We start from the raw sequence: 13281 nt of genomic DNA, 5'->3' as shown, positions 1-13281 counted from the left end.
AGCTGATTATTATACCACAACTTTTCTGAATTTTTGCAATGCAAACAAAATTCATAATCACACGATTGTTCTAAACAGATCTTCGAAGGTTTCACGTTTTCTGATCAATCTTGGTTCGCCATCTTCTGTAATCAGTACTTCCGCAGGTCTTAGAGTCGAGTTGTAATTACTTGCCATGGAAAAACCATAAGCACCCGCATTTTCAATAAGAATATAGCTACCTTCCTTTGGTATTTCTAACATAAGGTGTTTTGCCAAAATATCCCCAGATTCGCAAAGCGGTCCAACAACGTCAACTTCAATCTTGTCTTCTTTTTCGGGGTTCAAAACCTGTATTCCGTGAAACGCTCCATACATTGCGGGACGAACAAGAACGTTCATCCCTCCATCAACCACTATGAATACCTTTTCATGAGTTCTTTTCACGTATTCTACTTTCAGAATAAGCACTCCGGCTGGTCCAACGATGTATCTACCGATTTCAACAACAACTTCCTCGAAGTCCCTAAGCAGAGGCACAACTGTACGTTGGTATTGGGATAGGTCAAGCTCTTTATCTTTATAATTTATCCCCCAGCCACCACCTATGTTGATCTTACCAAAATCGTACCTTTTGCTGAGCTCTACAACTTGGCTTATTGCTTCAGCAAATGGCTCGAAATCGGTTATTTGCGAACCGATATGGACATGGAAACCAACTATCTTCAGATTACTATTTCTTGCTTTTTGTAAAGCAGTATCTACCATATCAATGGGAATTCCGAATTTGTTCTTTTTCAAACCTGTCGATATATGTGGATGCGTTTTTGGATCAACATCGGGATTTATTCTTAAGAATAATTCTGGAATTTGCCCAGTCCTAGTGCTTATCTTTTTCCATCTTTCCAGTTCCTCGATCGAATCCACATTGACATACCTAACATTCGACAGTACCGACATTTCGTTTATACATTTACCATTGCCATTCCATACAATCATTTCATCCAAAATACCTGCCATTTTAGATGCATGATACTCTCCCAACGTCACAACATCGGTTCCAAATCCTTCATCTTTAAGAATTCGAATCAAATTTGGATTGTTGTTTGCTTTGCACGCAAAGGTTGGGAAAAGATTTATCCCTTCGAATGTTTTTTTCACGATACGTGCCCTTTGCCTGATAATTTTCTCAGAGTAAACATAAAGCGGTGAACCGTACATTGACGCTAACTGTTCTACAAGGTCAGCTGAAAAGGTCTTAACAAATTCATCCACTTAAAACACCTTCCCTTGCTCAACTATATTACCTTCCACAACTTTGAGAATCTCTCCATTTTCCATTTCCAACAAAGAGTCCTCCATTTGCTCAGAATAAACATAAAAACCGAGAGCGTCAATTTTGTAGTGGAGCGTAAAGTAATCAACGTCTTTTTTGTAAATACACCCTACATAGAGGGCTTTTTCAAATTCATCTACGAGCAAGAAATTAACACCTGTGAAATCATGGGTGCTAATGTATCGCTTGACATTATTCACCAGCGATTCAAAATCTTCAAAATCGACCACATTACTGAAAAAGCCGTATGTATCGCTTTGAAAGGCATTTGATCTATCCGCACCTGTAATCGTCCCATTGTGGGCCAAGTAACGACCTCTTATGTGGAAAGGATGGAGTTGCTGAAGCCCAACGGGAACTCCCTGTGAGGCTTTGCGCGCATGTATCAAACCTAGTTTTCCGTGGATCTGTTTGACTAATTCTCTACCACGGAAGTCATCATAAATTGGAACCGTGGTTTTGTACTCAAATTTAGATATCTCATCAAACACCAAAACGCCATACCCATCGCTGTGCTCAGCCTTCTTACCGTTCTTTGCCATCCAAGAGACAATTTCGAAGAGCGAAGAAATATCGACTACCTCTTTTGTTGAAAAAGCAGCCATTCGGCACACAGTTAGCACCTCCTTTTTCTGTTTAGCAGTTGTCGTGTTTTTTCAATTATACCACGCAAAAAGCACCAGTTTAATTCAACTAAGAATTCAAATTCAGGTCGAGAACACACTGGTAAACATGTCTTTTCATTTGGAGCTTTTAACATGCGCATGTTATAATTGCATTGTCAGTTTTGCAAAGTTTTTGTGGCTTTAGTTCTTGGGATTTAGATGGGGGGGGAGTATGACGGAATACATTAAATATTACCTAAAACCAGCCACGATTGCTTTCCTGGCCTTTTTAGTTTTATTTTTCGCCTTTAGATATGCGATAACAGCAAAAGGTTTTGAAATAACTGGTTGGAAGATTTTAGAAGATAAAGCCGGCGTTTTTTCTGGTTCGTCAGGTATACTCAATGCAACCTTTTACAAGGTTTTAAAGTCTCCATCGACAGTAACTATCACTGCGGATATTAATCTGCAGAGTTCAGAGGGTAAGGCAAAGTACTTGTACATTCCTCAGATAGATGCCTCGTACTTTGCCGTAAAAACAGACGGGAAAGTAATTGGGAGTTTCGGATTTAGAGATGACAAGACTGGTCACACGTGGTATCAGCCATACATTTTTCTGCTTCCAGATTCTTTTGATACATTAGAAATAGAAATAGCTGGTGTATATGAAATCGGTATTGACTTCACCGCAAAAGTTATAGACAACTCGCAAAAAGGAAAATATCAATTGCTCTATCTTTTAACTGCCGTTTTGCTACCCATAAGTTTGGGATTAGCTGTAACTATCTCAATAATTCTTTACCTCATCGCGCGAACCATGGATAAATCAAAGCAAACGATTTATTTGCACCTTTCGATCTCAAGTTTTCTAGGTGGAATTTGGATGTTCGACATGATTCCGTTTCCAACGTTTGGGAGTACTTTGGGATTACTCATCTTTCGGAAAATATTCGTTGTCTCAGCTTATCTGGCATTTGCGTCGCTGATATACGGCATTAACAAAGAGTACTTCGAAGACCTCAAAATCCTCGATAAAATAATGATATCCGCAAACATTACTGCTGCAATCCTCGTTTTGCTTTCACCAACTAATTACTCCATGAAAATTCTTACCAACAACATCGCGATTCTGCTTGTTGTTAATGCAATTTATCTTTTCTGGAAGACACTGGGCATATTTTCTCAAATACTCTTTGCTTTCGCTTTCTTCTTTATACTAACTGTTGCACATGATGGAATGATTATGCTATTTTCAACTAATGCAAAGCTTCTGTCAGCATTCGGGATCGTCTCACTCTTTGCAGGCTTTGCTTATAGTTTGGTCAGCGAATACAAAGAAATGATTGTTAGAGTCACTATGTCACATTTAAGAAGTGTGACAGACCCACTGACAGGTGCTTATAACAGAGGTTTCTTGAGCGAGGTAAGTTTCTCTTCAGAGGATTCATTTGTGTATATAGACATGGATAATTTTAAATCCATAAACGATAATTACGGTCACAAAGTTGGCGATGAGATTCTTAAGCTACTTGTTCAAACTATTCGTAAGAACATCCGTTCAAACGATTACGTGATAAGAATGGGAGGGGATGAATTCTTAACCGTGCTTAGAAATTGCCCTGTTGAAAAAGCGAAGGAAATTTTTGATAAAATTGCTGAAGAATTTTCTAATACTCATGAATTGAGACCTGGATTTTCGTTTGGCGTTGTACAGTACATATTAAACACAGAAAATACTCTGAGAATTGTTGATACTTTAATGTACAAGATGAAAGAGACAAGAAGACAAAAGAATAATTTGGTGTAGAAAATCTTTGAAAGTTTATTCTTGTGCTACACTGTTTGTGGTATAATAATAAAAAATTTTCAGGAGCAGAAGTTATACTTTTTCTTCGCATATACTTTTCTTACCACTACAGCAAGGTTATTTAACTCATACATACGAAATCTCAAGCCACGCAAATGCCCTCAAACAACTTTAGACATCCTCCAGGTTCGACTTACACACTCCAGACTTTTCAGTACGAATCTTAAAAAATATCGAAAAAAATTTTTCGTTTACCTCTACTGGATATTAACTTAAACACGTTGATACCGGAGGGCCTCTATTGGACAAAGCACAAGTTTAACACCCGACGGACGATAAGAACAGCGAAACGAAAATTCTTTCAGCAAAAAAGGTTATTACGTATCAAAGAGTCTTAGATCGAACATCGTATGTTTTATGGTAACAGGCGATTGCAGTATTAACTTGTGAGTTTCCAGAGCTTTATTTAAAGCTGAGACAAGCAAAGTTAGGTTTGAATGGCGGGGTTGTGCTTTTCTCAGAGCGGTATAACTGTAACAGAAAAAATAAAATTGGTGATCTTACCTGCAAAAGTTGCAACTGGATGGGATATGGATGAAGTTGACTTTCTTCTCGGGATCCTTGAAGAACAGGCGCTGGAACTCGGAAGATTTCAGCTGTTCCCAAGAACTGATATTCAGCAGATTATGAAAGAAAGAAATCTGAGCGAATTGGGAGTGACGGAAGCTTTGGAAATAGGTAAACTCGGAGGCTCGAAATACGCGTTGCTGTTGACTTTGACAGAGCTATCCTCATCGTGGAATATACTTTCATTAACACACTCTGCAGTAGCGCGTTACACGATAAGACTGTACAACATCGAGAATGGTAGTTTACTTGCCTCAAAGAGTCTGGAATCACGAGGAGCTTCGTTAGAGTCAGCTCAAAAAGCCATTGGTGAAGCGCTCAAGGCAACTGCACTTGATATATGGTATGAACTGAGACGATTTTTCAGGCTCGAGGCGTACGTAAAGTCAGTTAGTGGTAGCGTGGTAAAACTCGCTGGGCTCGACCCGAAACTTGCAAAGAAAGGCTACGTATTTCAGATTGAGACACATACCGGCGATGTTGGTTATGTAAAAGTTGTTGGATACGATAGAACCGATAATACAGTGGTAACCCAGTTCATGTACGGTCACCGACCTTCCGAATACGATATTGCAACCGAGTACGAAATGATGCCTTATAAGGTTAGTTTAAACATAGGGATGTTTTCAAATTTCTTTGGAATCGGTCTCTCAGCTTGGGGAGCCGGGGAACAAGCACCCTTACCGGTTTACTTTCACTTAGGAACATTTATGGGTAACCTGTATGGTTTGACACCTGTGTTCTTAAACCTCGGTGGTAACATCAACTTCATTACAATCGACAGAATAAACGGTTCATTTACCCTTGGAGGTAGTTTTATAGCACTAATTGACCTTAGTATGTTTGAGATATACGAATACTTGTTCGGTGTTTTCGGTGGACTGCTTATAACATACGAATTTAACCCCAAATCAGGTGTGTACGGTAGTCTTGGTTACGCGCAATACTTGGATGCAACGGGACCATCGGGTCTTTTGATACAAATTGGAATGTATTTCTAATATTTTCTCTTTGTATTTTTTTGCCTGAAATTTTGTAAAATTTAGAAGCGATGTTCGAATCACCGCTTTTTCATTTGGAGACTTTGATAGCTTTGTGATATAATTTTTTGGAGTTAATCATACAAGGCACACTTTTTGACCATGTAGTAGGCAATCTTAATGGAAGGTAGCGTTGAGCTACTATGGATTTTATTTCCTGCGGTATTTCGGGAACATTTCTTCGTTGATTTTGCACTGTACTTAATGTGGTATAATAAATTAAAGAATCTTCGAACAGTGGAAAGCACTTTCAACTTGTCATAAGGACAAAGTTGGAGAATGATCGGAGTGATCCCCGTATAATGAAGGTGTTTTTCCCCTTTAAGAGAATTAGAAATATTTTAGCAAAAAATCAAATGCTGGAAAGGGGGCATTAGTATGAAAAGCTTTATCATGAACGTATGGATAAATACCTGGAAGAAGCTGTATGGTGATAACGTTGTAAACTCTCTTATTGAAAAGTACAAGATTGACACTTCAAAGTTACTTATCCCTATCAACGATATTTCCGACAACGTTGTAGTAGAGTTTTCGAAAGAGTTAGCTCAAAGAGTGGGAAAGACATACGAGCAACTTTGGGAAGAAACGGGGTACAATAACATTAAGACATTTGAAAAATTCTACCCAAGCTATTTTAGAAAGGACAGCTGTATGTCTTTTCTGAGCGCTATGGATGGAGTACACAGGGTTTTAACAAGACGTATCTCGGGTGCTAAACCTCCGAGAATCATTTTCAATTACATAGATGACCGAACGGCAATTATTAGGTATCAGTCTCATCGGGATTTTAGGTACTACTTTTTGGGCTTGCTAAAAGGCGCCTCAGAGTTTTTCAACGACCCAATAGAGGTCGAGATTCTTGACCAAGGTTCATCAAACTCTGGCAGTTTTATCGAAGTTAAGGTGCGCTCCACAAAACCATACGGAAGGACAATCAGACTGAAGAGTTACAAAGTGCTCAGTTTAGGTTTGCTTAAAAGCTTTATTTCAACATACACAGTAGTTTTTCCGGTATTAACATTTGTTGCTACGTTGATTTTAACAAGTCTTTTCAATAATCCTCTCATTGCAGCGTTTTCAGTGTCTGTTCTGACTTTTGTTGGTGTAACTTTCGGTTTGAGGGATTTTAGGGCAAGTATTGAAGGTGTGAAACATATTGGCAAGATATACAAGGAAAAAGATTTCAATAAAACGGTCTACATTAAGGGTGAAAAAGATTTTGAGGAGATATCAAACATCAACGCGGAAGCGATCGAAAGTCTCAGAGAATTTTTACTTGGTATCCAAGGCGATGCGGAAGAGCTTATGACGTTTGCAAAAAAGACGATGGAATCATCTGAAGCTGTGCTCGAACAAATTGACACAATGAAAGAATTATCCGCTCAAGTTGCCGACACAGCTGTTCAAATCAGTAACGATGCGGAAAGGATATCTGAGGCTGTCTCGTCCAACGTGGATACTATTACAAAAACAATTAGTGACCAGAACCAAATAATAAAGGACCTTAACTTGGCTGTAGAAAAGATAATCAATGCAGCTAAGAGTGTTGAGAATTCTGCGAACGGTATGAAGGTGATGAGTAATGACTTTGAGGCGATAGCGAACGAAAGTGAACAGCTGAGAAATCAAGCCAGTGCAATTATGGAGATCGCAAGCACGGTTATGAGCATCGCGGAACAAACGAACTTGTTGGCATTGAACGCCGCGATAGAAGCAGCGAGAAGCGGAGAAGCAGGTAGAGGATTTGCAGTTGTAGCTGATGAAATTAGAAAACTTGCAGAAGAAAGTAAGGCATCGGCTGTTAAGATATCACAGTTTTTGAATACTGTGTCGGATGGGATAGCAAGGCTCAGCCAGAGCATATTGAATGGGTATGAAGAACTTAAAAGTCAATCGAAAACCTTGTCTGAGAGTGCTAATCAAAGCAGAGAGTCAAGTAATATCATATCCCACATAGCTCGACAACTGAACGATTTGGTTGAAACACTGAATTCAGAAGCTCAGAAACTTGAAAGCATAACAACCAGCATCCAGAATCTGCTAGCAATTTCTGAGGAGAGTTCAGCTACAGCGGAAGAAATTAGCGCGTCAATACAAAAGTTCTTGGATGAAATCAACAATGTTTTCGCTAATGTGAAACAAACAATTGCCTTGTTGAACACTATCCAAGATAATTTCAAGGAGGTAAAAATATAAGACTTGCAAAATTCAAAATAAAGTGGTATTATATAACGTGAATTTATACAGTCAAAATCACTTGGGAGAGGTGAGTGAGTTGAGAAAGGGTATCCACCCAGAGATGAGGTTGCTAACTGTCAGATGTGCATGTGGTGCAGAGCACAAGATTTGGACCACCAAGGAACAACTTAAGGTCGATGTCTGCTCTAATTGCCATCCACTTTACAAAGGAAGTGGAGGTGTTGGACTGATAGTAGACACCGAAGGACGCGTTCAGAAATTCAAGAAAAAGTTCGAAGGTAAGTATTAATTTTTCTCCAATCTTATCTTTCAGGAGGGTTACATTTTATGGAAGTTGGTCAAGTGGTAAAAGGCAAAGTAACAGAAGTACTCAAATTCGGAGCAAACGTTGAACTAGAGAATGGAGAAAAGGGGTTTATTCACATTTCAAAGATTTCAAACCAGTATGTTCAGAAGGTAGAGGATTTTCTAAAAGTAGGACAGGAAGTTGAAGCAAAAATTGTTGGAAAAGGTAAGGACGGCAAGTGGGAACTGTCACTCAAAGAAGAAACAACGAAGATGAGTGATGCCGAATTGAAGAAGGAAGAGTTCGAAAAGAAACTCCAAAAGTTTTTAAAAGATAGCCAGAAAACGTATTCTGAGTACAAAAAGAGACTTGACAAAAAGCAAGGCGTAACAAAAAGAAGATAAGAAAACCAGCCAAAAAAGTACATAATCGAAGTTGATAAAAAAGGGGTGCAGACGCACCCCTTTGTTTTTTGTTAGGCTTGTTCTACAACAGCCTTTGCTATGTAGAGGATTTCCTTTTTGCCATAACTGACAGGTACAACAGCAAGACAGCCGCTAGGATCTGAGTAAGCGATGCGACGTACATCAAATAATATCTGTTGAGAGCATACAAAAATCCGAGTACGGCGCTACCTATAAACCAAGCGATTCCAAAAATCGCGTTGAAAAATCCATACGCAGTGCCCCTGACTTCTGAACTCACTAGCTTGGCTACCGTTGCCTTCATTATAGATTCGTTTGCTCCCATACCGATACCCCATAGCACGGCACCTAAAAAAATCGCTTCTTTCGTCATTCCGAAGGAAAAGATCGCATAAAATGACGTGATAAAAGAGGCAACTGACATGATCACTATTCCGAACCTATCGAAAAGTCGACCGAATATCAAACCGGCAAATGCATCTACAATCATAGCTGTCATGTACGCTAATGGAATTAGAGCTGGAGAAAGTATGTTGTTCTTCTGAGCGTGGAACCCTATCAATGCAAAATCGGCAAAACCAAACGCTATGAGCGAAATGGAGATTAAGTACAGGTAAAAACTCTTATCGAATTTGGCGGAACGGACTTTGTCTTGTGATTTTTCCATTTTTTCTGGCTCAGGCACCAGTGTCCTTGCTATGAAAATGATGCCCATGGTTATAAGAGCTGGAAACAAAAGAAACCCAAACGCTTTACGATATGCATCCGCAGTTTCAAGCTTTATATTCTGAGCCACAGTTATACTCATAATAAGAGGCCCTATCGTCGCACCAATTTGGTCCAAAAACTCCTCAATGGCAAAGGTGGTTCCGTAGCCAAGGTGACTTCCAGCGAAAGATGTTATTGTATCCTTTGCTGGTTTTCTGAATGCCTTTCCGACGCGTTCTAAAATAATCAAGACAGCTGCTGCATACCAGTGTTTTGTTAACGCTAATGTGGGAATTACGAAAAGGTTCATTGCGTAACCAAAAGTCGCAAAGAACCAATACTTACGGGTTTTGTCAACCAGCCTTCCGGTCACAAACCTCAGAGTGTAACCCAAAAGCTCGCCAAATCCAGCGATGGCACTTACTACAACAGCAGATGCACCGAGCAGACCAAGGTAAGGACCTACTAAGCTTCGTGCACCTTCGTATGTGATATCGCTAAACAAACTTACCAAGCCCATTAAGAGAACAAAATAGAAAGCCTTCTTTTTCTGCGAGACACTACTGTTCATTCTAAAATCACCACCCAGTGATCCTAATGTTCAGCTCTTTCTTTGAGAATCGTTCTGACCAAAAACTCTTCTACGCTTTTAATAAGGCTCTTTCTCGGAATCGAATCAACGGTTGATATAATTTCAGTTGCTGTTGAAGGCTCTATATCGTTCAAAACGTTCTCCTGCTTCCCTTTTTCAAAAATCTTTTCGAGTCTGCTCAACAAACTAATGTATTTGCCTTTTGCTCTTGATAAACTTTCACCGTTCTCCAAAACGTTCATACGTTCACGAGCAATCAATCTACTTAACTCAGACTTATTCAAAGTAAATTCGATGTATTTTCTTATCAGCTTTTTAATAGCCCCGGATATACTTTTCTCGCTTTCGACTTCGGAGAAAAGTTCTTTCTCAAGCTCATCAATGACACCGATCCAGACTTCTTCAAATAATACTTCTTTGCTCGGAAAATAATAATATATAAGAGACTTGCGCACGCCTGAGGCCTGCGCAATGTCCTCCATGCTAACACCGTCATATCCTTTTTCGGCAAACAACTTCCTCGCAGCTTCTAAAATTCTCTGCTTTGTTTCTGATGCGCGGTTACTCAACTTGAGCGCCCCCGAATTCGCAATAGTTTGCTAGCTTATTAAAGAGCCATCTTCTTATCTACTTTGAGTGCTTCTTCCTTGTTAGCGTACCTCTTCATTCTTGTCTCGTAGTTGTAAATACCTCTATTAACAGGGTACCTTTCAACGTAACCGTATTCGTACCACAACTTGTCTGCGTACTGTTTCCATTCTTCCGCCAGTTTGTCGAGTTCTGGAGCAAGCTCTGTGATAGTTTTTTCAGAACCTTCGTGCTGTGGAATTGCGTTGAAATTCTTGACCATGGCTCTGAACACTTTTGGATTATCGATAATTGGACACGGTCTGAACAAGTTATTTGAAAATGGAATTGCCCTCTTGTAAGCTTCAAAGAACGGTGATTTGAATATCTCCAGTAGTGTCTTTTCTCTGATGCTATCCACTGCAAACTGTTGGAACACACATGGTTCGACGTACCCTTTAGCGTTCACATGGAAATACTTTGCACCAGCAGAAAGACATCCGTGCGTCAAGAAACCATGGTTCCAGAAGTCTGCTACAAACGCAAATCTTCCACTGAGCCTCATCTGTTCTGTCTTGAAGAACCTTTCGTATCTCTGCTTCGGTGTTGGGACGAGGTCCATTACCGGGTCTTGACCAACAGGCATGAACTGGTAAATCCAAACATACTCAACACCGTTCTTTTCGAGGAAGTCCCAGAACTCGTCTTTCATAATGATATCGTGATTCATTCTTGTAGCAGTTACACTTGCTCCAAACGGAACACCGTATCTTCTCAACCTGTCCCAAGTATTGAGTATTGCTTTAAAGACTCCGTGACCTCTTCTCCAATCTGTTTCACTCTCAAATCCCTCTACTGATATCGATATTGTTGCGTTTCCGAGTTCTGCAAGTTTCTTAGCCTTTTCTTCTGTTATAAGGATGCCGTTAGAATAAATCATGAAGTAGTGCTCATTGAATTCTTCCAGTATTTCCATCAAATGTGGCCAGTAGAAAGGCTCGCCACCGGTGATAACCCAGAAATAGATTCCAAGTTCTTCACCTTGCTTTAAAACGCTCCTTACCTCGTCTTTTGTAAGCTCGTATTTTCTACCGTAGAGACCTGCATAGCAACCAACACAATTTAAATTACAAGCGTACGTTGGACTTATAACTCCGAGTTTCGGTAAAACAACCTTATGCTCGTGCATCAACTTTTGTCTAAGAGGTTCTCCAATAGCAAACTCGTTGATGATAAGGTTGTTGATGATTTTTTCAACTGCTTTAGGCGAAGATTTTTGGAAAATTTCAATCCACTTCTTAATCATAGGATGCTCTTCTTGAGCCATCAACCCAAGTTTTTTGAGACCACTCTTTGCTGGTTCCTTGCTCAGAGCCGAAACGGTGAACAACAACTTCGCAAATGTTTGAGTGTCCGCTTTTCTAACTACCCCCGCAACCAACTTTCCAGCTTGATGATAAACCATACCCTTTAACCCACCAACCGACATACTTTTCCCCTCCTTTTGCCTTATAAAGTATATTCCATAAATTTTATTGACCGTTCAGTCAAATTTTACACCTTATCATTCAAGAAATGTGTTTCTATCACGTTACAATATAGTAACTTTTGATAACTCGTAGCACATCATGGAAAAATTTTGACTATAATTATAGTCAAGGAGGTCAACGTATGAGAGTAAAGCAGGATTTTTATTCTTTAGCTGAAGCCAAGGCAAAGTTCTCAAAAGTGGTTGACGATGCGTTTTCTAAGGACATAATAGTCACAAAAAATGGCAAGCCTGCAGTCGTAGTGATGTCTTACGAAAAGTATGCTAAGATTTTGGACTTTATCGATAAAGTATGGGACTTGTACTTGCTTGACCTCGGTGATCCATCCTTATTTAAAGAACTAAGACTGGAAGAAATTTTTGAGATTGAGGAAAATGAAAACAGTGAGAGTCACTAAAAAGAAGAGGAGGTATAACACGTATGGCACAGGTCAACCTTGAACACGTGTGGAAGATCTACGAAGGTAAGGTGGAAGCGGTTAAAGACGCAACTTTTACAGTAGAAGATAAGGAATTTGTAGTATTGTTGGGACCATCAGGTTGTGGAAAGACAACAACCCTCAGAATGATAGCCGGTCTGGAGGAAATCACGAAGGGAACTATTAAAATCGATGGAAGAGTTGTCAACGATGTAGAACCAAAGGACAGAGATATCGCCTTTGTTTTCCAAAACTACGCTCTTTATCCACACATGACGGTATATGAAAACATGGCTTTCGGTTTAAAACTCAGAAAGGTTCCAAAGGATGAAATTGAAAGACGCGTAAGAGAGGCTGCCAGAATTCTGGAAATCGAACACCTGCTTGATAGAAAACCGAGACAACTTTCCGGTGGTCAAAGGCAAAGGGTTGCAGTAGGTAGGGCTATCGTCAGAAATCCAAAGGTCTTCCTATTTGACGAACCTCTTTCAAACCTCGATGCAAAATTACGTGTTCAGATGAGGGCAGAGCTAAAGAAGCTGCACATGAGACTTGAAGCAACTATTGTTTACGTTACACACGACCAGGTTGAAGCAATGACTATGGCAGATAAGATAGTCATTATGAAAGACGGGGTCATTCAACAAATAGGAAATCCTTACGAAGTTTATAATAGACCTGCGAATATATTTGTCGCGGGGTTCATCGGAAGCCCATCGATGAACTTCATCCCTGGTAAAATCATCCGCGGTGAGGGCGGACTTTGGGTCAAAACAAGTGGTCTAAAACTAAAGGTTCCAACAGAATACGAAGACAAGTTGTCGAAGTACATCGACAAAGACATAATCTTTGGTATCAGACCTGAGAACATTTATGATAAGATGTTTGCAATTGCTCCGAAACCAGAAAACACAGCTGAGGTTATAGTTGATGTCGTTGAACCGCTTGGAAGTGAAACACTTTTACACGTAATAGCAGGAGAAGACAGATTGGTTGCAAGGGTTAACGCAAAGACGCAGGCAAAGGAAGATCAGAAAATCGATTTGGTCTTCGATATGACTACTATGCACATATTTGACAAAGAGACAGAAAAAGAAGTACTGCACTGGTAATAACATTTGCTAGAAATGAAACTGATTGTA

12 protein-coding genes are annotated in these 13281 nt (G+C 39.7%); 7 read left to right on the top strand and 5 right to left on the bottom strand.

What is annotated here, in order from left to right; genetic code table 11:
• Window positions 1-57: 57 nt before the first annotated feature.
• Window positions 58-1254, bottom strand: a complete 1197-nt coding sequence (gene lysA, locus NA23_RS02420) for a diaminopimelate decarboxylase (protein WP_275060690.1) — start codon at window positions 1252-1254, stop codon at window positions 58-60.
• Window positions 1255-1920 carry a class II glutamine amidotransferase gene (locus tag NA23_RS02415; RefSeq protein ID WP_062946211.1) on the bottom strand — a complete coding sequence of 222 codons (666 nt, stop codon included), beginning with the start codon at window positions 1918-1920 and terminating at the stop codon, window positions 1255-1257.
• A 232-nt stretch (window positions 1921-2152) separates the two neighbouring features.
• Here NA23_RS02415 and NA23_RS02410 point away from each other — a divergent pair, with 232 nt between their 5' ends.
• The 5 genes from NA23_RS02410 (at window position 2153) to NA23_RS02390 (ending at window position 8283) form a co-directional block, all read left to right on the top strand.
• Window positions 2153-3727, top strand: coding sequence for a GGDEF domain-containing protein (locus NA23_RS02410; protein WP_033191241.1), 1575 nt, complete (start codon window positions 2153-2155; stop codon window positions 3725-3727).
• 497 nt (window positions 3728-4224) lie between these two features.
• The gene (locus NA23_RS02405; RefSeq protein ID WP_052107085.1) at window positions 4225-5355 is read left to right on the top strand and encodes a hypothetical protein; all 1131 of its coding nucleotides are present in this window, start codon (window positions 4225-4227) and stop codon (window positions 5353-5355) included.
• 417 nt (window positions 5356-5772) lie between these two features.
• Window positions 5773-7590, top strand: coding sequence for a heme NO-binding domain-containing protein (locus tag NA23_RS02400; protein ID WP_033191242.1), 1818 nt, complete (start codon window positions 5773-5775; stop codon window positions 7588-7590).
• Window positions 7591-7669: 79 nt separating this feature from the next.
• A complete protein-coding gene (rpmE, locus tag NA23_RS02395; protein ID WP_033191243.1) occupies window positions 7670-7882 on the top strand; it encodes a 50S ribosomal protein L31 in 213 nt (70 codons plus the stop codon).
• A gap of 38 nt (window positions 7883-7920) precedes the next feature.
• A complete protein-coding gene (locus NA23_RS02390; protein ID WP_033191244.1) occupies window positions 7921-8283 on the top strand; it encodes a S1 RNA-binding domain-containing protein in 363 nt (120 codons plus the stop codon).
• A gap of 97 nt (window positions 8284-8380) precedes the next feature.
• On the opposite strand, the gene NA23_RS02385 is transcribed toward NA23_RS02390, so the two are convergent.
• The 3 genes from NA23_RS02385 to NA23_RS02375 are packed head-to-tail and all read right to left on the bottom strand — an operon-like array spanning window position 8381 to window position 11660.
• The gene (locus NA23_RS02385) at window positions 8381-9583 is read right to left on the bottom strand and encodes an MFS transporter (protein ID WP_033191245.1); all 1203 of its coding nucleotides are present in this window, start codon (window positions 9581-9583) and stop codon (window positions 8381-8383) included.
• A 23-nt stretch (window positions 9584-9606) separates the two neighbouring features.
• On the bottom strand, window positions 9607-10173 hold the full coding sequence (locus NA23_RS02380) for a TetR/AcrR family transcriptional regulator (RefSeq protein WP_033191246.1): 567 nt from the start codon (window positions 10171-10173) through the stop codon (window positions 9607-9609).
• 38 nt (window positions 10174-10211) lie between these two features.
• Window positions 10212-11660: a radical SAM/SPASM domain-containing protein gene (locus NA23_RS02375; RefSeq protein WP_033191247.1), complete on the bottom strand. Its 1449-nt coding sequence runs from the start codon at window positions 11658-11660 to the stop codon at window positions 10212-10214.
• Window positions 11661-11842: 182 nt separating this feature from the next.
• Between NA23_RS02375 and NA23_RS02370 the strand changes: the two genes are divergently transcribed.
• Together NA23_RS02370 and NA23_RS02365 are read left to right on the top strand one after the other, a co-directional pair.
• On the top strand, window positions 11843-12118 hold the full coding sequence (locus NA23_RS02370) for a type II toxin-antitoxin system Phd/YefM family antitoxin (protein WP_033191248.1): 276 nt from the start codon (window positions 11843-11845) through the stop codon (window positions 12116-12118).
• Between the two features lie 23 nt (window positions 12119-12141).
• Complete coding sequence (locus NA23_RS02365) at window positions 12142-13251, top strand: ABC transporter ATP-binding protein (protein WP_033191249.1); 1110 nt, start codon at window positions 12142-12144, stop codon at window positions 13249-13251.
• Window positions 13252-13281: the final 30 nt, after the last annotated feature.

Source organism: Fervidobacterium islandicum, assembly GCF_000767275.3.
GTDB classification, from domain to species: domain Bacteria; phylum Thermotogota; class Thermotogae; order Thermotogales; family Fervidobacteriaceae; genus Fervidobacterium; species Fervidobacterium islandicum.
Note: the sequence above shows the minus strand (reverse complement) of the source record. Positions and strands in the feature narration are given on the sequence as shown.

Bases quoted from the DNA above. Each gene is read 5' to 3' on its own strand.
- NA23_RS02415 (WP_062946211.1), bottom strand. From the start codon at position 1,920: ATGGCTGCTTTTTCAACAAAAGAGGTAGTCGATATTTCTTCGCTCTTC.
- NA23_RS02410 (WP_033191241.1), top strand. From the start codon at position 2,153: ATGACGGAATACATTAAATATTACCTAAAACCAGCCACGATTGCTTTC.
- NA23_RS02405 (WP_052107085.1), top strand. From the start codon at position 4,225: ATGGCGGGGTTGTGCTTTTCTCAGAGCGGTATAACTGTAACAGAAAAA.
- NA23_RS02400 (WP_033191242.1), top strand. From the start codon at position 5,773: ATGAAAAGCTTTATCATGAACGTATGGATAAATACCTGGAAGAAGCTG.
- NA23_RS02390 (WP_033191244.1), top strand. From the start codon at position 7,921: ATGGAAGTTGGTCAAGTGGTAAAAGGCAAAGTAACAGAAGTACTCAAA.
- NA23_RS02385 (WP_033191245.1), bottom strand. From the start codon at position 9,583: ATGAACAGTAGTGTCTCGCAGAAAAAGAAGGCTTTCTATTTTGTTCTC.
- NA23_RS02375 (WP_033191247.1), bottom strand. From the start codon at position 11,660: ATGTCGGTTGGTGGGTTAAAGGGTATGGTTTATCATCAAGCTGGAAAG.
- NA23_RS02370 (WP_033191248.1), top strand. From the start codon at position 11,843: ATGAGAGTAAAGCAGGATTTTTATTCTTTAGCTGAAGCCAAGGCAAAG.
- NA23_RS02365 (WP_033191249.1), top strand. From the start codon at position 12,142: ATGGCACAGGTCAACCTTGAACACGTGTGGAAGATCTACGAAGGTAAG.